This window comes from Halostagnicola sp. A56 (assembly GCF_000691505.1).
GTDB lineage: Archaea > Halobacteriota > Halobacteria > Halobacteriales > Natrialbaceae > Halostagnicola.
Genome location: NZ_JMIP02000015.1, coordinates 135115 through 151429, shown reverse-complemented (window position 1 = coordinate 151429; position 16315 = coordinate 135115). Strand labels below are relative to the sequence as shown.

At 63.4% G+C, this 16315-nt stretch carries 19 protein-coding genes and 1 pseudogene; 14 read left to right on the top strand and 6 right to left on the bottom strand.

The window, feature by feature from the left end; all coding sequences use genetic code 11:
* Positions 1 to 16: 16 nt before the first annotated feature.
* Both EL22_RS06070 and EL22_RS06065 read right to left on the bottom strand, forming a co-directional pair.
* Positions 17 to 886, bottom strand: a complete 870-nt coding sequence (locus EL22_RS06070; protein WP_050050646.1) for an ABC transporter permease — start codon at positions 884 to 886, stop codon at positions 17 to 19.
* Complete coding sequence (locus EL22_RS06065) at positions 883 to 1878, bottom strand: ABC transporter ATP-binding protein (protein ID WP_050050645.1); 996 nt, start codon at positions 1876 to 1878, stop codon at positions 883 to 885. The genes EL22_RS06070 and EL22_RS06065 overlap by 4 nt, the downstream gene beginning before the upstream one ends.
* A gap of 210 nt (positions 1879 to 2088) precedes the next feature.
* Between EL22_RS06065 and EL22_RS06060 the strand changes: the two genes are divergently transcribed.
* The 3 genes from EL22_RS06060 to EL22_RS06050 all read left to right on the top strand — a co-directional run bounded on the left by EL22_RS06060 (position 2089) and on the right by EL22_RS06050 (position 4590).
* Complete coding sequence (locus EL22_RS06060; protein ID WP_050050644.1) at positions 2089 to 3333, top strand: aminotransferase class V-fold PLP-dependent enzyme; 1245 nt, start codon at positions 2089 to 2091, stop codon at positions 3331 to 3333.
* A 253-nt stretch (positions 3334 to 3586) separates the two neighbouring features.
* Positions 3587 to 4003: a Fe-S cluster assembly sulfur transfer protein SufU gene (gene sufU / locus EL22_RS06055; protein ID WP_050050643.1), complete on the top strand. Its 417-nt coding sequence runs from the start codon at positions 3587 to 3589 to the stop codon at positions 4001 to 4003.
* Positions 4004 to 4191: 188 nt separating this feature from the next.
* Positions 4192 to 4590 (top strand): hypothetical protein, encoded by a 399-nt coding sequence (locus EL22_RS06050; protein WP_050050642.1) that lies wholly within the window; start codon positions 4192 to 4194, stop codon positions 4588 to 4590.
* 3 nt (positions 4591 to 4593) lie between these two features.
* On the opposite strand, the gene radA is transcribed toward EL22_RS06050, so the two are convergent.
* The 3 genes from radA to EL22_RS06035 all read right to left on the bottom strand — a co-directional run bounded on the left by radA (position 4594) and on the right by EL22_RS06035 (position 7812).
* A complete protein-coding gene (gene radA / locus EL22_RS06045) occupies positions 4594 to 5625 on the bottom strand; it encodes a DNA repair and recombination protein RadA (protein WP_050050641.1) in 1032 nt (343 codons plus the stop codon).
* A gap of 154 nt (positions 5626 to 5779) precedes the next feature.
* Positions 5780 to 7102, bottom strand: a complete 1323-nt coding sequence (locus EL22_RS06040) for a PQQ-binding-like beta-propeller repeat protein (RefSeq protein ID WP_050050640.1) — start codon at positions 7100 to 7102, stop codon at positions 5780 to 5782.
* 89 nt (positions 7103 to 7191) lie between these two features.
* Complete coding sequence (locus EL22_RS06035; RefSeq protein WP_050050639.1) at positions 7192 to 7812, bottom strand: hypothetical protein; 621 nt, start codon at positions 7810 to 7812, stop codon at positions 7192 to 7194.
* Between the two features lie 152 nt (positions 7813 to 7964).
* Here EL22_RS06035 and EL22_RS06030 point away from each other — a divergent pair, with 152 nt between their 5' ends.
* From EL22_RS06030 to EL22_RS18410, 3 genes and pseudogenes are all read left to right on the top strand, one after another.
* The gene (locus tag EL22_RS06030) at positions 7965 to 8234 is read left to right on the top strand and encodes an AbrB/MazE/SpoVT family DNA-binding domain-containing protein (RefSeq protein WP_050050638.1); all 270 of its coding nucleotides are present in this window, start codon (positions 7965 to 7967) and stop codon (positions 8232 to 8234) included.
* Positions 8235 to 8507, top strand: a pseudogene (locus EL22_RS17915) (type II toxin-antitoxin system PemK/MazF family toxin); the annotation flags it as partial.
* A complete protein-coding gene (locus EL22_RS18410; RefSeq protein WP_343123185.1) occupies positions 8499 to 8711 on the top strand; it encodes a UPF0058 family protein in 213 nt (70 codons plus the stop codon). The pseudogene EL22_RS17915 and the gene EL22_RS18410, both read left to right, overlap by 9 nt.
* A 384-nt stretch (positions 8712 to 9095) precedes the next feature.
* Here EL22_RS18410 and EL22_RS06020 read toward each other — a convergent pair whose 3' ends face one another.
* Positions 9096 to 9653: a DUF555 domain-containing protein gene (locus EL22_RS06020; RefSeq protein ID WP_050050637.1), complete on the bottom strand. Its 558-nt coding sequence runs from the start codon at positions 9651 to 9653 to the stop codon at positions 9096 to 9098.
* 174 nt (positions 9654 to 9827) lie between these two features.
* On the opposite strand from EL22_RS06020, the gene EL22_RS06015 reads away from it, so the two are divergent.
* The 8 genes from EL22_RS06015 (at position 9828) to EL22_RS05980 (ending at position 16309) form a co-directional block, all read left to right on the top strand.
* Positions 9828 to 10754 (top strand): DNA-3-methyladenine glycosylase, encoded by a 927-nt coding sequence (locus EL22_RS06015; RefSeq protein WP_050050636.1) that lies wholly within the window; start codon positions 9828 to 9830, stop codon positions 10752 to 10754.
* A gap of 209 nt (positions 10755 to 10963) precedes the next feature.
* Entirely contained in the window at positions 10964 to 11242 is a 279-nt protein-coding gene (locus tag EL22_RS06010; RefSeq protein ID WP_050050635.1) for an acylphosphatase, read from the top strand.
* Between the two features lie 35 nt (positions 11243 to 11277).
* A complete protein-coding gene (locus EL22_RS06005; protein WP_050050634.1) occupies positions 11278 to 11715 on the top strand; it encodes a hypothetical protein in 438 nt (145 codons plus the stop codon).
* 185 nt (positions 11716 to 11900) lie between these two features.
* On the top strand, positions 11901 to 12089 hold the full coding sequence (locus tag EL22_RS06000; RefSeq protein WP_050050633.1) for a hypothetical protein: 189 nt from the start codon (positions 11901 to 11903) through the stop codon (positions 12087 to 12089).
* A 75-nt stretch (positions 12090 to 12164) separates the two neighbouring features.
* Positions 12165 to 12698 carry a YkgJ family cysteine cluster protein gene (locus tag EL22_RS05995; protein WP_050050632.1) on the top strand — a complete coding sequence of 178 codons (534 nt, stop codon included), beginning with the start codon at positions 12165 to 12167 and terminating at the stop codon, positions 12696 to 12698.
* Positions 12699 to 12771: 73 nt separating this feature from the next.
* Positions 12772 to 13884: an NAD(P)-dependent alcohol dehydrogenase gene (locus EL22_RS05990; RefSeq protein ID WP_050050631.1), complete on the top strand. Its 1113-nt coding sequence runs from the start codon at positions 12772 to 12774 to the stop codon at positions 13882 to 13884.
* A 122-nt stretch (positions 13885 to 14006) separates the two neighbouring features.
* A complete protein-coding gene (locus EL22_RS05985) occupies positions 14007 to 14291 on the top strand; it encodes a translation initiation factor eIF-1A (protein WP_082146691.1) in 285 nt (94 codons plus the stop codon).
* A 503-nt stretch (positions 14292 to 14794) separates the two neighbouring features.
* A complete protein-coding gene (locus EL22_RS05980) occupies positions 14795 to 16309 on the top strand; it encodes an NAD(P)/FAD-dependent oxidoreductase (protein WP_050050630.1) in 1515 nt (504 codons plus the stop codon).
* Positions 16310 to 16315: the final 6 nt, after the last annotated feature.

Here is a 16315-nt window from a genome sequence, read left to right as displayed (position 1 = left end):
TAGGAGTATCGCGGGGTCACAGCTCCGCCCGCTGGAAGCGATAGTACCCGATAGCGACGGGCACGACGAGCCAGACGACGAGGACGACGAGCCCAAACCACTCCTGGAGAAAGAACGGAGCGTCGCCCGAGCCGGCGTAGCGTTCGGCCGGCGTCAGTTGGTAGGCCTCGATCGACTCGAGGCCGTACTGGAACTGGAAGGGGAAGATGTCGCCTTCGACGACGGAGCTCGCCAGGTTCGTGTACGCGAAGATCGGATTGAACTGATCGAGGAGCAGATACCAGGTTTCCGGCTCGAGGGGCGGTCCCTCGTCGTAGAGGAGGTAGTACGAGCCCGCGGTGAGGAGTTCCCAGAGGGCGACGAGCACCATGTAGACCCCGACGACGAGAGCCATCGAACGCCCTCGAGACGAGACGCTCGCGGAGACGCCGACTGCGATCCCCACGAAGGTAACTCCGAACAGGATCGTGAGTGCGCCGAAAGCGAGCCAGTCGACGAACGGGACCGAGCCAAAAAGTACCAGACTGAGGACGAACGCGAGTGCGACCGCGACGACCACGACAGCGGTTCGGCCGAGCAACTTGCCGAAGACGACGTCGGTCCGGTTCGGTGGCAAGCCGAGGAGGAGCTTGATGCTTCCGGACCGTCGTTCACCGACAACGGCCATGTAACCGACGATGAGCGCAGCAACTGGAAGAACAACCTGTAGCGGAAAGCCGAGAAATCCCAGTACTTCAGCGCCGGAAACGTCGTCGATTGTCGACCAGATCGCCACGTAACCGACGGCGACGATGACGACGAGCAGGCCGACCAGGACCCAGAGCAGCTTCGACCGACCGGCGTCGGAGAAGTCCTTCCGCGCGACGGTCCCGATGTGAGCGGTCATTCTGCCACCTCGCTGTCAGGGTTCTTCAACACGGAATCGGCGGCGGTTTCCGGGTTCTGTCCGGAGTGGTGTGCTCGTTCGTCCTCGCCGTTTGTTAATGTCGTAAACAGCGACTCGAGCGAGACTTCCTCGATCCGAACGTCGCGAATCGTCGCGCCCGCTCGTTCGAGTTCGACGATGACGGTCGCCTTCGCCGCCGGATCGACGACGGAACACTCGAGCGTCTGCCCGGAGACGGCCGCCGAAGTCACTCCCTCGATCGACGCGGCGACCTTCCGTGCGCGCTCGGTAGGTGTGTCGAGCGCCAATCGCATCGTCGCGTCGCCGCCGATCGACTCGCGCAGTCCCTCGATCGTGTCGACGGCGACGAGGGTGCCGTCGTTCAACACCCCAATTCGATCACAGACCGCCTCGACGTGTTCCAAGATGTGACTCGAGAAGAAGACGGTCGTCCCGGAATCGGCTTCACGCCGGACGAGGTTCTGCATTTCGCGGATACCGTGTGGATCGAGCCCCGAGGAGGGTTCGTCCATGATCAACAGATCAGGATCGCCGACGAGCGCCATCGCCGTCGCGAGCCGCTGGCGCATTCCCGTCGAATACTCGCCCGCTCGTCGACTTCGGTCGTCGGGAGCCAGTCCGACGCGTTCTAAGAGTTCGTCGGGGTCGTCGTCGGCGTCTTTCGTCTCGATCGCGAACTCTATGTGCCGTCTGCCGGTCAGTCGCGGGTAGCAATCGAATCCCTCCGGAAGGACGCCGACGCGGGGACTGATCTCGTCGGCGTCCTCGTGGGAATCGTAGCCGAGCACAGTCGCCGACCCCGCAGTCGGTCGCGTGAAATCCAACAGGGTGTTGATCGTCGTCGACTTGCCCGCGCCGTTCGGTCCCAGAAATCCGAACACCTCCCCCTCGCGGACCTCGAGATCGAGGTCGTCGACTGCGGTCAAATCACCATACTGCTTCGTCAAACCGGACGTACGTATCGCAGCCATCGTGGACCGTCTACCATAGTATCTTTTATAGTTCGACGGCCGGGGTTTCAGTTGGAGAGACAGTGGGCCGATTCGCACGGTCACGGAGACGAACCGTTCGCAGGAATCGCGTCTCGAGCACAGCTCGGTCACGCACCATTCCGTCACGAGTGCCTGCAGAAACGGATGGGACCGAAGGAGTGTTTTGTCTTCGGTCCGTCCCATTCACTAATGAGCCAACAAAACGTCGGCACGCTCGATATCGAGCGTATTCGGTCGGACTTTCCGATCCTCGAGCGGGAGTTCGACGACCAGCAGGTGGTCTACCTCGACAACGCGGCGACGACCCAGACGCCGGATCCGGTTATCGACGCGATGAGCGACTACTATCGGTACACGAACTCGAACGTCCATCGCGGCATCCACCACCTCAGTCAGGAGGCCTCCGAGGCCTACGAACGAGCCCACGATCGCGTCGCCGACTTCATCGGCGCGAGCGGCCGCGAGGAGGTCATCTTTACGAAAAACACGACCGAAAGCGAGAACCTCGTGGCCTACTCGTGGGGCCTGAGCGAACTCGGCCCCAGCGACGAAGTCGTGCTCACCGAGATGGAACACCACGCCTCGCTGGTGACCTGGCAACAGATCGCCAACCGGACGGGCGCGGACGTGAAGTACATCCGCATCGACGAGGACGGTCGCCTCGATATGGATCACGCGCGCGAGTGCATCACCGACGACACCGCGATCCTCAGCGCGGTCCACGTCTCGAACACGCTCGGAACCGTCAACCCGGTCACCGAACTGACCGAACTCGCCCACGAACACGACGCGCTCTCCTTTATCGACGGCGCGCAGGCCGTTCCGAACCGTCCCGTCGACGTGAAAGCCATCGACGCCGACTTCTACGCGTTCTCCGGGCACAAGATGGCCGGGCCCACCGGCATCGGAGTCCTCTACGGAAAGCAGCACCTGCTCGAGGAGATGGACCCGTACCTCTACGGCGGTGGGATGATCCGCAAGGTCACCTTCGAGGATTCGACGTGGGCGGACCTCCCCTGGAAGTTCGAACCCGGCACGCCACAGATCGCCGAGGCCGTCGGCCTCGATGCCGCGATCGACTACCTCGAGGAGATCGGGATCGAGCGCGTACAGGCCCACGAGGAAGAGTTGGCCGAGTACGCCTACGAACGGCTCGAGGCCGAAGGGGACGTCGAAATCTACGGTCCAGAGCCGGGACCGGATCGAAGCGGCCTCGTCGGGTTCAACCTCGAGTCGGTCCACGCCCACGACCTCGCCTCGATCATGAACGACCACGCGGTCGCGATCCGGGCCGGCGACCACTGTACGCAGCCGTTACACGACAAACTGGGCGTTGCGGCCTCGGCTCGAGCGTCGTTCTACGTCTACAACACGCGCGAGGAAGTCGACAAGTTGGTCGCGGCGATCGACGACGCACGCCAGTTGTTCGCGTAAGCGAACAGCGGCGTGCGAGGAGAGCGGCGATCGACGGCGGTGTCGCGAGTGAGCGAAGCGAACGAGTGACACTCAGCGAGACGCACCGCGTCTCGCCAGACCGGCAAGCTGTTCGCACAAGACCAGTCGTTCGCGTGAGGACAACGGTGTGCGAGGAGAGCGTCGACGCGTCGAATCGAAGCCAATCGAACCGACAGCGTCGAGTGCGGCCCCGGAATCCTTTTACAGCGCACAGCCGTATTCGAATCCAATTATGGGAATGGGCTCGGATATGTATCGACAGCAGATCCTCGATCACTACAAGAGTCCCCGAAACTACGGGGAACTCGAGGATCCGACCTTCACGCACGTCGGGGAGAACCCGATGTGCGGCGACGAAATTCGCATGGACGTCAAACTCGACGACGAGGGGACGATCGAGCGCGTCGCCTTCTCGGGCGACGGCTGTGCGATCAGTCAGGCCTCCGCGAGCATGCTCTCGGGAAAGCTCACTGGGAAAACGGTCGACGAACTGCTCGAGATGGATCGCAACGATATCATCGACATGCTCGGCGTCGACATCTCGCCGATGCGGGTCAAGTGTGCCGTCCTCGCCGAAAAGGTGGCACAGGACGGGGCGAAGATCCACCGCGGCGAACTGGACAAATCGAAGACCTCGACCGAAGACTGATTTGCCGTAGCGGTTCTCTGGATTGGCGCTGATTCTATTGGCGGCTCTCGGTTCGACTCGCGCTCGAGCGACGGCGACTCGTTACTCGCCCGCGCGTCGCCGGGTCGATCGCCGAATGTGGAATCCGATCGGGTGCTTTCTCGAGGTGCAACCCGGCCACTTACCCTCGAGACGCCCGTTCGTCCGCTATGGTCGAAACGGCCGTCGGGTTCGTCCTCGGCGCACTCATCGGAGCGATAGCCACAGCAGCCGGCTCGTATCTGCTCTACTGGAAACGCGAGCGCGACGCGACGAGACGGCTTCGGCAGGCGTTCAGAGAGGAGCTTCGGGCGTACGAACACGTCGACGAAATCGTCGGTGACGGGGGCTACGAGCGGGTGACAACCAGCGTCGAAGCGCCCGTCATCTACGAGTCCGCCGCGGGTGATCTCGGCCTTCTGACCGAAGCCGAGATCGGCAAACTGGTAGCCTTCTACAGTTCGTTGTACTGGCTGCGCGGACTCGAGGATCCCGAAGACAAGAAAGAACAGATCGAATCAGTGGTCGAAAAACGGCGGGCGGCCCTCGAGACGCTCGAGGAGTCTTGAATCTTATTCCGGCTTCAGTCCCTCGTCCTGAACGCGCATGACGCCTTCGCCGTCGGCGAGGTTCGGCGCGTCGACCAACCGGACGATCCGCTTGTCGGCCTTGGACTTGCGGAGGTAGATGCGGAAGGTGGACTTGTGACCGAGGATGTTGCCCCCGATCGGCTGGGTCGGATCGCCGAAGAACGAATCGGGGTTCGATGCGACCTGGTTGGTGACGATGACGGCGGCGTTGTAGAGGTTGCCGACCTTATCGATGTCGTGGAGGTGCTTGTTGAGTTTCTGCTGTCGGTCGGCGAGATTGCCACGGCCGACGTACTCCGCGCGGAAGTGGGCGGTCAGTGAGTCGACACAGAGCAGTCGAACTGGGTACTCGGAGTCTTCCTGCTCGCTCGCGAGTTCCTTTGCCTTCTCGGCCAGCAGCATCTGGTGGTTCGAGTTGAACGCCTTCGCGACGTGGATCTTCTCGAGGACGTCCTCGACGAGAGCGTCGAGCGCCGCTTCGTCGTCGGCCGAGCCGTCGATCTCGCGGTCCTCGAGGGCCGCCTCGATCGCCTCGTCCGGGAGGCCACGAACCATGTCGTCGATTCGTTCCGGGCGGAACGTGTCTTCGGAGTCCACGAAGATGACGCTACCGTGGAGACCGCCGACTTCCTTCGGCAGTTGCACGTTGACGGCCATCTGGTGGGTGACCTGGGACTTGCCGGCACCGAACTCGCCGTACACTTCGGTGATCGACTGGGTCTCGATTCCGCCGCCGAGCAAGTCGTCGACCTCGTCGATGTGCCAGCTGAGCTTGCCGATCTCGTTTCGGCGCTCGAGGACGGTCGAGCCGGTTTCGAAGCCGCCGATGTCGGCTTCGTCGCGGGCCGCACGAACGATATCGCTCGCGGTGGATTCGCCCACGTCGGCCGTGTTCGAGAGCTCGGAGGGAGAGGCGACGGCCAGACTCTGGAAGGAGTCAAAGCCCGCATCGTAGAGTTTGTCTGCGGTTGCCGGTCCAACGCCGGGGAGCGTTTCGAGATCTACGTCTGCCATACACGGTCGTTGCTCCGGCACCGGTATAAACCCTCGTTAACAGGAGAGTGAAAGTGAAAGTGCAGGACGGAACGGCGGCCGATATGATCGCACCGGAGAGTATATCCGTAAAGAGGAAGTCACGACGGGCGAGTCGACTGCCGCGGACGGCGTCTCAATCCCACCCGCTCGTTTCGTCCCGCCAGGAGAGACAGTGGAGTCGGGTGTCGTCGGTCACGACGTAGAGCGAGCCATCCGAAACTGCGGGCCCGCTCGAGACGCCCCCCTCGAGCGGGTAGTGCCATCCGAAGTCCGGTTCGTCGGTGTCGATTCCGTAGACGGAGCCGCTCGAGTCGCCGAGACAGAGCGTATCGCCGACGAGAGCCGGCTCTGCGCGGGCGATGCCGTCGAGATTGACGCCTTTCTTCGAGAAGAGCCAGCCGCTGAGTTTCCGCTTGCCGAACATCGTGTCGGTGACGTGGAGGTAGCCGTCTTCGGCTCCGACGAAGACGCTGTCGTCGGTGACAGTCGGTGCGGTCGTGAACGGATCGTCGATCTGGTAGGTGAACCACGACTGCCCGGTTCGGGCGTTCAACGCCAGCAGGAGGCCGCCGTCGTCGGCGACGTAGACGCGGTCGCCCTCGCCCGCGTCGATGTCCCCCTCGACTGCGAGCGGTTCCGTCCGTTCGTCCGGTTCGATATCGGACCCGCCGAGTTCGAGGCCTGATTCGGGTTGCGAATCGATCTCTGGGCCGTCACTCTTCGGGTCGTCGTTCGAACCGAGAGCGGACGGATCGCGATCGGCGACGCTGATTCGGTCGTTGCCGGTCCCCGCCGTCCCAGCGTCTCTCGGGGCCTCGGTGCCGGGAACGGCCGTGGGCCCGCCGACGACCGAACCCTTGGTCGGGGTCGCCCAAACCTCCTCGCCCGTCTCCGCCTCGAGCGCGCCGACTCGGTTCTGGGACGTGCCCACGTAGACGTACTCGAAGTCGGTCCCGGCCAGCGTGGCGGGTGTGCCGACGACACCGGCCTCCGTTTCGTGAACCCACAGCGGTTCCCCGGTTGTCGTCTCGAGCGCCGAAACGCCCTCGCCGTGGCCGACGAAGAGGACGCCGCGCGAGAGCGTCGGCGCGGATTCGACGCGACCGGAAACCGTCCCTTGCCACCGGAGCGTGCCGGTTTCGGGCTCGAGTGCGAACACGGTGCCGTCGGTCGCGACGGCGAACAGGGAGTCGTCGGTGACCGCGAGCGACGACGCGAGCGTCAGTTCGGTTTCGAACCGCCAGCGCCGCCGGCCGCCGTACCTGTCGAACGCGTACACCGTCCCCGCGCTCGAGCCGACGTAGACGGTGTCACGGTCGAGCACCGGTGGCGCGTCGATCGACCCGTCGACCCCGACGTCCCAGATCGGCTCGGGACGCTCGGGTTCCTCGACGATCGAGTCCGTCAGGTGAGCCGAGTTCTCGTGATCGTGCCTGAACTGGTTCCAATCGCTCACTGGGCCAGCGTAGCCGCTCGCGGGGCATAATAGGTGCGACACGTCTCGAGCGAACCGATCGGTTCGGCGGACGAGCAACCCGCAGCCGCCTACTCCCAGGGGTGCGTTCCGGACGAACTCGGCCAGAGAGGATACCAGTGATCCTTCTCGGTCTCGATCTCGAGTTCCCCGTCGAGTACCGACTCGAGTTTGAACTCGGCGCTCGAGTCGCGTTCGCGGCCGGGTCGTGGTGCGAACGGGTAGAATCGCCCGCGGCGGAACGAGTAGATCCAGTAGACGGGACCGTTGCCGTCGCTCGCGGCGGTTCCCTCGTAGGCGAAGACGGCGGCGAGCAGTCGCGACCCGTAGCCGTGCTCGATGAACGTGTCCGCTGCGAAGTGCATGCTCGTGATGAGGTCCTCGGGGTCGTCCTCCTCGAGGATCACCCACCTGTAGCCGTGGTCGTCTTCGGCGATCTCGAACTCGGTTCCTGTCTCCTCGCGGCCCGCCTCGAGGATCGCCTCGACCTCCGAGACGGCCTCGCGGAAGGTGCTCGAGTCGACGCCGGAAAAACAGAGCGCGCCGACGCCCGCCGAGTCGTAGCCCAGTTCGGCCTCCATGGTGAGGTAGGCCGTGCTCATCCCGAAGAGGTCGTCGGGGTCGGCGTCTCGCTTGGCGTCGGACTCGGCGCGCAGTCCGAGTACGGACCGAAGTCCATCCAGCAGTCCCATACCAGTAGTGTCGTGGGAACTACCTTAGAAGTCATCCATTTGGGCCGGGCTCGAGCAACAATTGGAATGAGCAGTAGACGGGACAGAGTGAAAATTCGAAGACAAAACTCCTTCCCGACACAGTTATAGATATGGATATGGTATGAATAGGTATGAGTGACACGGACACGCGGCGTGTCGGAGAACGAGGGCAGGTTACGCTCCCAAAGGATCTTCGAGAATCGTTTGGAATCGACGGTGGCGATGAAGTCGAGATCCGGGAAGAATCCGGAAAGATTGTAATCGAGAAACCAGTCTCCCGGGACGAACTTGCCGAAGGGTATCGTCGTCGGGCCGAACAGGCTCGCGAGTTGACCAACGAGATGGAAGGCACGTCACACGAAGCGAACGCGTATCTCGGCGATGCGCCGGAGTGGGAGTAGATGCACGTACGTCGTGGTGACATCGTCATCGTCGAGTTAGATCCGACGCGAGGATCTGAACAACGCGGAACGCGGCCGTGTCTGGTCGTGCAAAATGATATCGGAAACGAAAACGCACCGACGACAATTGTCGTCCCATTTACGACATCGTTCGGCGAGCAACTCTATCCGTTCGAGGTTGCTGTGTTAGCCGACGAATGTGCATTACAAGCGGACTCCGTCGCGGTGTGTAGTCAGATCCGAACAATTTCGTCTGAGCATCGGATACAAGATGTTATCGGATCATCGAACCAGTGTGCCGCGTGGGATGACTGTCAGATTAACCTCGAAGAGTACGAGTCGCTCGGCATTCGGCCGACATCGATTCACAAATCGAAAACAGATCACAAAGCCGCTGTTTTTGCGATTGCCGGGGGAATCACGTACAACATGCGTGACGAAGAAGAACAGGAAGCAGTCGCCGCTACCGCCGACTGAAGACACGTCGACTCCTCTGGAACGTAACCCGTGAAGTGACAACGCCGTCTCCCCGAGTTCCTGTTTTCCCGACGATCAAACGGCTTTTCGCGGACGAACGCCCTAATAGAGTGGTATCCCCTACTATCGTCTCGGCGAACCGTTTCACCCCGTCGCCGTCGGGGCTATCCGACGTTTCTTCTCACAACCGCTCGTTATTCGAGCCGTTCAATCTCCGTCGATCGTTTAGACTGGCCTGTCGCGACGGCGGAGTCTGTCGGTCGCACCGGCGGCGATCACCGAACTCGCTCTCGACAGGCCGATGGCTCGAGCGGTTTCGGACCCTCTACCTTGTGGACGGAGAAAATTCGCCGGAAGTCGTCCGAAGCGTTTCGCGCCGACGGCCTACTCGAGTAGCTCTTCGAATTCGGGTAACACGTCGTCGTCCGTGGTTGCTCCGGATTTACGCGAGTCGTTCGTCGGTGTGTCGTCGCCCTCGTCGCTATCGGTCTCGTCGGTGCCCTGCTCGTTCGGTTCGGAGCCGTCGCCGCGCTCGTCCGCGTCGACGTCGGATTCCACGTCTCCGTCGGCTTCGTCGTCCTCGACGGCTTCGGCGTCGTCGTCTTCGTCCTCGATGACCTCGACGCGGAGCACCTCGAGGGGGATGTTCTCGAGGCGCTGGCCGATCTCCTTGCGGGCGATTCGCGAGGCGTGTTCCTCGCGCTCGACGTTGAACACGGTCATCTCGAGTTCGAGGGCGACGAGCGCCTCGTCGGCGGCGATGAAGGCTGGCTCGAGTTCCTCGCCGGACGGTGAGGTTCGCGACCCCATGTTGATTTCGACGTAGTTCAGGTCAGGGTTCAACATCTCGCCGGTCTTGGAGATCCCGATACGAATTGCCTCGTTCTCCGTCTCGACGTCGTATACGGGCACGGCGGCCTCGACGACAACCCTGCAGTTCATATCGTGGTATTGTATAGCCAACAGTATGAACCTTCGCCCCGCGTGAGTGGGCTGAAAACGCGATGTGGTCGGTTTGACACCGCCCGCCCGGCTCGAGTCGCCCTCGGCGGTCTCCCGTCGACTGCGCGTCGCACCTTCGAAAGCCCCAAGCCGTCGCTGGCGAATTGCAGGGCAATGGAAACGGGCACGATCCCGATCGAGAACTGTCCGGGCGGCTTCGATCTCTACCTGACGCTCGAGAGCGGACAGAGCTATCTCTGGCGGCGCGAGGACGGCCAGATGTACGCCGGCGACGGAACTGACACCGCGTCGAGTGACGATCACGGACGCTGGTACTCGACCGTCGTCGACGGCGACGTCATCCGCGTTCGACGCCGCCGCGCGAGCACGGCCGGAGCGACCGACGGCGTCCTCGAGTGGGAGGCGACGAGCGATCGCGAGGCGACGATACGTCGCCTGCTCAGACTCGAGGACGACCTCGAGGCGATCGTCGACTCGACGCCGGACGACCCGCTGCTCGAGAAAGCCTACGACGCCTATCGCGGCCTTCGGCTGGTCGAGGACCCGCCCTTCGGAACCCTGATCTCGTTCATCTGCTCGGCCCAGATGCGCGTCGGTCGGATCCACGATATGGTATCGACGCTCGCTCGGACCTACGGCGATGCGGTCGCGTTCGACGGCGAGACCTACCACGCGTTTCCCCGACCCGACCAACTCGCGGCGGCGACCGAATCAGAGCTTCGGGACCTCGGGCTCGGCTATCGCGCGCCCTACGTCGTTCGAACGGCGGAGATGGTCGCGAGCGGCGAGGCCCGTCCGGAGGCGGCCCGCGACCTCGAGTACGAGGACGCTCGCGAGTATCTCACCCGATTCGTCGGCGTCGGCGACAAGGTCGCAGACTGTATCCTCCTGTTCGCGCTCGGTTTCGACGAGGCCGTCCCGCTCGACACCTGGATCAAGACCGCCATCGCCGACTACTACCCCGACTGCGACCGGGGGAACTACGCCGAGACCTCTCGAGCCATCCGCGAGCGCTTCGGCGGGGAGTACGCCGGCTACGCACAGACCTACGTTTTTCATTACCTCCGTACCGGCCAGTAGGCGGTCGGAGAGTACGCGTCGGCGTCCATCGAGCGCCGTCTGTCTGGCTTTTCCTCGAGAGTCCATCGTCCGTGTCGCCGTGTCCGTGTCGCCGTCAGACTCGAGAAACGGCTCTCCCGACTCGAGATATCGCGCCGCGCACCTACCGACGCGCGTTCGTCCGGTGCGGGTGGGCCGGATTTTTACCCTTCGCCCGCCTGCCGTCTCACATGACCGAGCGAACGCGAGCGCACGTCTTCGTCTCCGGCACGGTACAGGGCGTCTACTATCGGGCGACGACGCGGGACACGGCCCGCGACGCGGGCGTCGACGGCTGGGTGAAGAACTTAGAGGACGGGCGCGTCGAGGCGGTGTTCGAGGGCCCCGAGGACGCGGTCGAGTCGATGGTCGAGTGGTGTCACGAGGGGAGCCCGGCCGCGGACGTCAGCGACGTACAGGCCGAGTTCGAAGCTCCCGAGGACGAAGACGGGTTCGAGATCCGATATTGAGCAATTCGAACGTTGATACTGAGGGTTCGACCACCATGTCTGATCCAGACCCGTCGTCGATCCGCTCGCTCGCCGTCGCCACGGAGGACGTCGTCGACGCGGCGATCTACACCCGCGAGAATCCCGGTACCGCCGTCCTCCGGGTGACGCCGCCGTTTCACGGCCGGATGCGCGCTCGGCTCCACGTCTTCCACGACGAGGGCGGCCGCGTGAGCGGGGCGATCCACCTCGAGCCGGACGACCTCCTCGCGGAGGCGGTGCTCGAGGACTACCCCTCCTTCGACGCCCTTTCCTTCGACGACCGCTCCGAGGACGACCCAGGCGAGGACCCGGACCGCATCAGGAAACGACGGGAGCGGGCGCTCGAGACCTGGCGCGAGCGCGCGGCGGACGCGATTCTCGACACCGTGGTGCTCGGACGGGTCGACGGTATCGACAGCGGCCACCGCGTCGACGTGAAACGCCTCGGTTGATCTCGACCGCCGCAGCTCCGAGCGGGGGGTCGCGGGCTATCGGACGACCGTGCTCGAGCGCACTGGCCCCGCACTCGGTCTGCGACGGCCGAACGAAGGCGAGCGCGAGACCCCGATTCAGTCTCTCACTTTCACTTTCACCGCGGACGGATCGGTTTCACGTACTATCGCTCCAACTGAGAGGTATGAGTCAACTCGTAGAGCGCCTCGAAGACGACCGAACCGATCGAGAACCCGACGCCGATCGCCCGCGGATCGACATCAGCGATTTGCAGGCCAAAGGCGTCGAGGAGTTCGTCCGGACGAACGTCGGTACGGACCGCGTCTCGCTCGAGCACCGCGGCTCGCACACCTACCTCCTTCTCGAGGAGTGAATCTGTCCCCGTGATAGGGGGGATTCGACACGCCGTGGAGAAAGGCACTTCCGAACGCACCCCGTCCGCTCGAGCGTGAGCACCGACACGCCGAACGACCGCGGAGCCGGGCCACGCCGCATCGAGGTTTACGAGGGGTGTGAGGTCGTCGTCGAGTTCGATCCCGACCTCACGTTCGAGTGCGTCGACGACTGCACCTGGTGTTGCCATCACGGCGTCTTGCTCTACGATCGGGATCTGATCGAACTCGCCGCCCGCGCGAACCTCGCGGAGACGACCACCGACTTTCGCGGCGAGAAGTTCGTCACTCGAGAGCCCAAAGACCGCGAGGCACACGTCGACGAGGACGGTAACGCCTGCGCGTTCCTGCGGGACGACGGCCTCTGCTCGTTGCACCTCGAGGAGGACTGGAAACCGACCCGGTGTTCGGTGTTCCCGCTCGGCGTCTGGCTCGAGGACGGCGACCTGCACGTCGACATCCGGGACTCGGCACACGACCACTGCGAGGGCCTGAACGTCAGCGACCGCCGCGTCATCGAGAACCTCGGTGCGTTTCTCCCGGAACTGTTGTGGGACCTCGAGAATCCCGATTCCGAACGGGTCCTGTGAGCGGCGGGCGCCGGCGGCGCTGGCCGACACGGTCACAATATACTTGTCACCGCCCGTAGTGGGTTGGCCTGTCATGCAAATCGATGCAGCCGTGGTCGAACAGGAAGGGGGAGCGTTCGAGATCGAGAGCGTCGAACTCGAGGAGCCACAGGACAACGAAGTGCGGGTACGCATCGTCGGAGCCGGCGTCTGTCACACGGATCTGATCGTTCGTGATCAGCTGTACCCGACGCCGCTGCCGGCGGTGCTCGGACACGAGGGATCGGGCGTCGTCGAGTCGGTCGGCGACGCAGTCTCGTCGGTCGAGCCGGGTGATCGAGTCGTCCTGAGCTTCGACTACGACGAGTCGTGTCCGAGCTGTCACGCCGGCCAGCCGGCCTACTGCGCGAACTTCTTCGCACACAACTTCGGCGGCGAGCGTCCGGAGGACGGTACGTCACCGCTCTCTCGAGACGGCGAGACGGTTAGCGGCCGATTCTTCGGCCAGTCGTCGTTCGCGACCCACGCCATCGCGACCGAACGCAACGTCGTCCCCGTCGAGGACGACGTTCCGCTGGAACTGCTCGGACCGCTCGGCTGTGGCATCCAGACGGGCGCCGGCGCGGTCATCAATTCGCTGGCCCCGAAGACCGGTTCCTCGATCGCGATCTTCGGCGCTGGATCGGTCGGTCTCTCGGCGGTGATGGCCGCCGACATCGAGGGCTGTACGGACATCATCTCTGTCGAGTTGAAGGACAACCGCCGCGAGTTAGCTGCGGATCTCGGCGCGACCGAAACCGTCGATCCGGGGGCCGTCGACGACGCCGTAGAGCACGTCCGGGACCTGACCGACGGCGGGGTCGACTACGCACTCGAGACGACGGGCGTCCCCGAGGTGGCAGAACAATCGATCGACTCGCTCACCCAGCGCGGCACTGCCGGAATCGTCGGCGCGCCCGCGCTCGGCACCGAGGCGAGTTTCGACGTCAACGATCTGATTCTGAACGGCAGAACGGTCACCGGGATCGTCGAGGGCGATTCTAACCCGAAGGAGTTCATTCCGGTTCTCGTCGAACTCCACCGGCAGGGGAAGTTCCCGTTCGACGAACTCGTCACCTATTACGACTTCGACGAGATCGAGCAGGCGGTCGAAGATTCGGAGAACGGGCGGACGATCAAGCCCGTTCTCAGGGTTAGTGAACCCTGAGAATCCGGTTTCGCCTCTCGTCGCGATGGCGTTTCGGACGGGGTCTCTCGCCGACTCTCCGGTGAGTGTCACGATACCGTGCGACTCAAATGATTTAACCGTCGGGCGATACAATTACCGTTGTGACTGAAGACACAGGGCGGCGGAACCTTCGCATGCCCAACAACGATGAGGTGTTCGCAGTCGTTACCGAACATCTCGGTGGAAACCACGTCCGGCTTCGCTGTCAGGACGGTGAAGAGCGCCTCGGTCGGATCCCCGGCCGCATGAAGTATCGCACCTGGATCAACGAGGACGATATCGTCGTCGCGGAGCCGTGGGACTGGCAAGACGAGAAGGCGACCATCGAATGGCGCTACTCCGGGCAGGACGCAGACCAACTGCGACGCGAAGGACACATCGACTGATCGACTTTTGTCGCCGCGAGTAAACGCGGAGTCGACTTCCGGCTGCAACAGGCAGCGTTGAGTGCACCACAGGATCCGTTCGGACGGGTAGTGGCGCTTCGTCGTTTCAACCCACCTTGCTTGACATACTCTCCCATACTTTTATCGGGCTCCGACGACAAGCCACAGGTACCGCCGGTCGATAGCAAGTCCGGTGTCAGACTGTGCGCGCGTACCGCACCCGAACGAACCGTACGGATCGCGCATCCTCGTGTGGGAGAACGACGCGGCGAGGACCTGAGTCTCATATTCGCGCGATCTGTTTTCCGATTTCTTCGCCGATCACCTCGAGCGACTGCTCGTTCGGATGGTTAGTCGTACGAACTGCGACTCGCTCTGACGGCCGGTCGCTCGAGCGCCGTCGCTCCACGGGGACGTAGCTCGGACAGTGCGCCCCGTTCCGTCACGAAACCCTACCTATGTGTGACCCACGCTTATCACCCAGTCCCTACTATCGGGACACAATGAACTCGTTGGCGGGTGAGTCGGTGGTCGTGGTCGGGGCCGGCGTCGGCGGACTCTCGACGGCCTGCTATCTCGCGGATGCAGGGGCGGACGTTCGCGTCGTAGAGAAGAACGAACAGCTCGGCGGCCGGGCGTCGGTCCTCGAGGCGGACGGCTTTCGGTTCGACATGGGACCGTCGTGGTACCTGATGCCCGATGTCTTCGAACGCTTTTTCGCCGAGTTTGATCGCGAGCCGACGGACTACTACGACCTCACCCACCTCGATCCACACTATCGAATCTTCTTCAAAGACGGCGACGAGGTTGACATCACCGCCGACCTCGCGGAGACGAAAGCCCTCTTTGAGTCCTACGAGGACGGGGCCGGCGAGGCGCTAGAACGGTATCTCGAGAAATCTCGAGAGAACTACGAGGTCGGCATGGAACACTTCGTCTACGAGGATCGACCGCGCCTGCGGGACTACCTCGACCTCGATGTCGCCCGGCAGGCGCGCGGGCTCTCCTTGCTCGGGACGATGCAGGGCCACGTCGAGAAGTACTTTGATCACCCGAAGCTCCAGCAGATCATGCAGTACACGCTGGTCTTTCTCGGCGGGTCGCCGAACAACACGCCGGCGCTGTACAACCTCATGAGCCACGTCGATTTCAACCTCGGTGTCTGGTACCCCGAGGACGGACTCGGGGGCGTTATGGACGCGTTCGTCGAACTCGGTCGAGAGCTCGGGGTCACCTACGAAACGAATCAGCCGGTCACGGCGATCAAGGGCAGAGAGGGTGCGTTTCTGGTCGAAACCGATCCGCAGGGTGAGGCGGACTCGTCGGCACGTCCCGGCGCGTTCGAGGCCGACATCGTCGTGAGCAACGCGGATTACGCACACACCGAGCAGGAACTGCTCGCGCCCGACCAGCGCGGGTACGACGCGGACTACTGGGAGTCGCGGACGTACGCGCCCTCCGCGTTCCTGCTCTATCTCGGCGTCGAGGGAGAGGTCGAGGAACTCGCCCACCACACGCTCGTCCTGCCGACGAACTGGGAGCAACACTTCGAGCAGATATTCGAAGAGCCAGCGTGGCCCGAGAACCCGGCCTACTACTGCTGCGTGCCCTCGAAAACCGACGATGACGTCGCGCCGGACGGCCACAGTGCCCTATTCGTCCTTGTTCCAATCGCACCCGGCCTCGAGGACACGCCCGAGCGCCGCGATCGGTACCGAGATGTCGTCCTCGAGGACATCGCCGCGAACACCGGCGAGGAACTGCGCGACCGCATCGTCCTCGAGGAGCGATTCAGCGTCGATGATTTCGCCGACAGGTACAACAGCTTCCAGGGAACGGCACTCGGGATGGCCCACACGCTTCGCCAGACGGCGCTGTTCCGACCGCCCCACCGCTCGAAGGCGGTCGACGGGCTCTACTTCACCGGCTCGTACACCACGCCCGGCATCGGCGTCCCGATGTGTCTCATCAGCGGCGAACTCACGGCCGACGCGGTGCTCGAGGACTACGCCGGGTGAGTCTCG

Coding starts and splice junctions, on each gene's coding strand:
- EL22_RS06070 (WP_050050646.1), bottom strand. CDS start 886: ATGACCGCTCACATCGGGACCGTCGCGCGGAAGGACTTCTCCGACGCC.
- EL22_RS06065 (WP_050050645.1), bottom strand. CDS start 1,878: ATGGCTGCGATACGTACGTCCGGTTTGACGAAGCAGTATGGTGATTTG.
- EL22_RS06060 (WP_050050644.1), top strand. CDS start 2,089: ATGAGCCAACAAAACGTCGGCACGCTCGATATCGAGCGTATTCGGTCG.
- sufU (WP_050050643.1), top strand. CDS start 3,587: ATGGGAATGGGCTCGGATATGTATCGACAGCAGATCCTCGATCACTAC.
- EL22_RS06050 (WP_050050642.1), top strand. CDS start 4,192: ATGGTCGAAACGGCCGTCGGGTTCGTCCTCGGCGCACTCATCGGAGCG.
- radA (WP_050050641.1), bottom strand. CDS start 5,625: ATGGCAGACGTAGATCTCGAAACGCTCCCCGGCGTTGGACCGGCAACC.
- EL22_RS06035 (WP_050050639.1), bottom strand. CDS start 7,812: ATGGGACTGCTGGATGGACTTCGGTCCGTACTCGGACTGCGCGCCGAG.
- EL22_RS06030 (WP_050050638.1), top strand. CDS start 7,965: ATGAGTGACACGGACACGCGGCGTGTCGGAGAACGAGGGCAGGTTACG.
- EL22_RS06020 (WP_050050637.1), bottom strand. CDS start 9,653: ATGAACTGCAGGGTTGTCGTCGAGGCCGCCGTGCCCGTATACGACGTC.
- EL22_RS06015 (WP_050050636.1), top strand. CDS start 9,828: ATGGAAACGGGCACGATCCCGATCGAGAACTGTCCGGGCGGCTTCGAT.
- EL22_RS06010 (WP_050050635.1), top strand. CDS start 10,964: ATGACCGAGCGAACGCGAGCGCACGTCTTCGTCTCCGGCACGGTACAG.
- EL22_RS06005 (WP_050050634.1), top strand. CDS start 11,278: ATGTCTGATCCAGACCCGTCGTCGATCCGCTCGCTCGCCGTCGCCACG.
- EL22_RS06000 (WP_050050633.1), top strand. CDS start 11,901: ATGAGTCAACTCGTAGAGCGCCTCGAAGACGACCGAACCGATCGAGAA.
- EL22_RS05990 (WP_050050631.1), top strand. CDS start 12,772: ATGCAAATCGATGCAGCCGTGGTCGAACAGGAAGGGGGAGCGTTCGAG.
- EL22_RS05980 (WP_050050630.1), top strand. CDS start 14,795: ATGAACTCGTTGGCGGGTGAGTCGGTGGTCGTGGTCGGGGCCGGCGTC.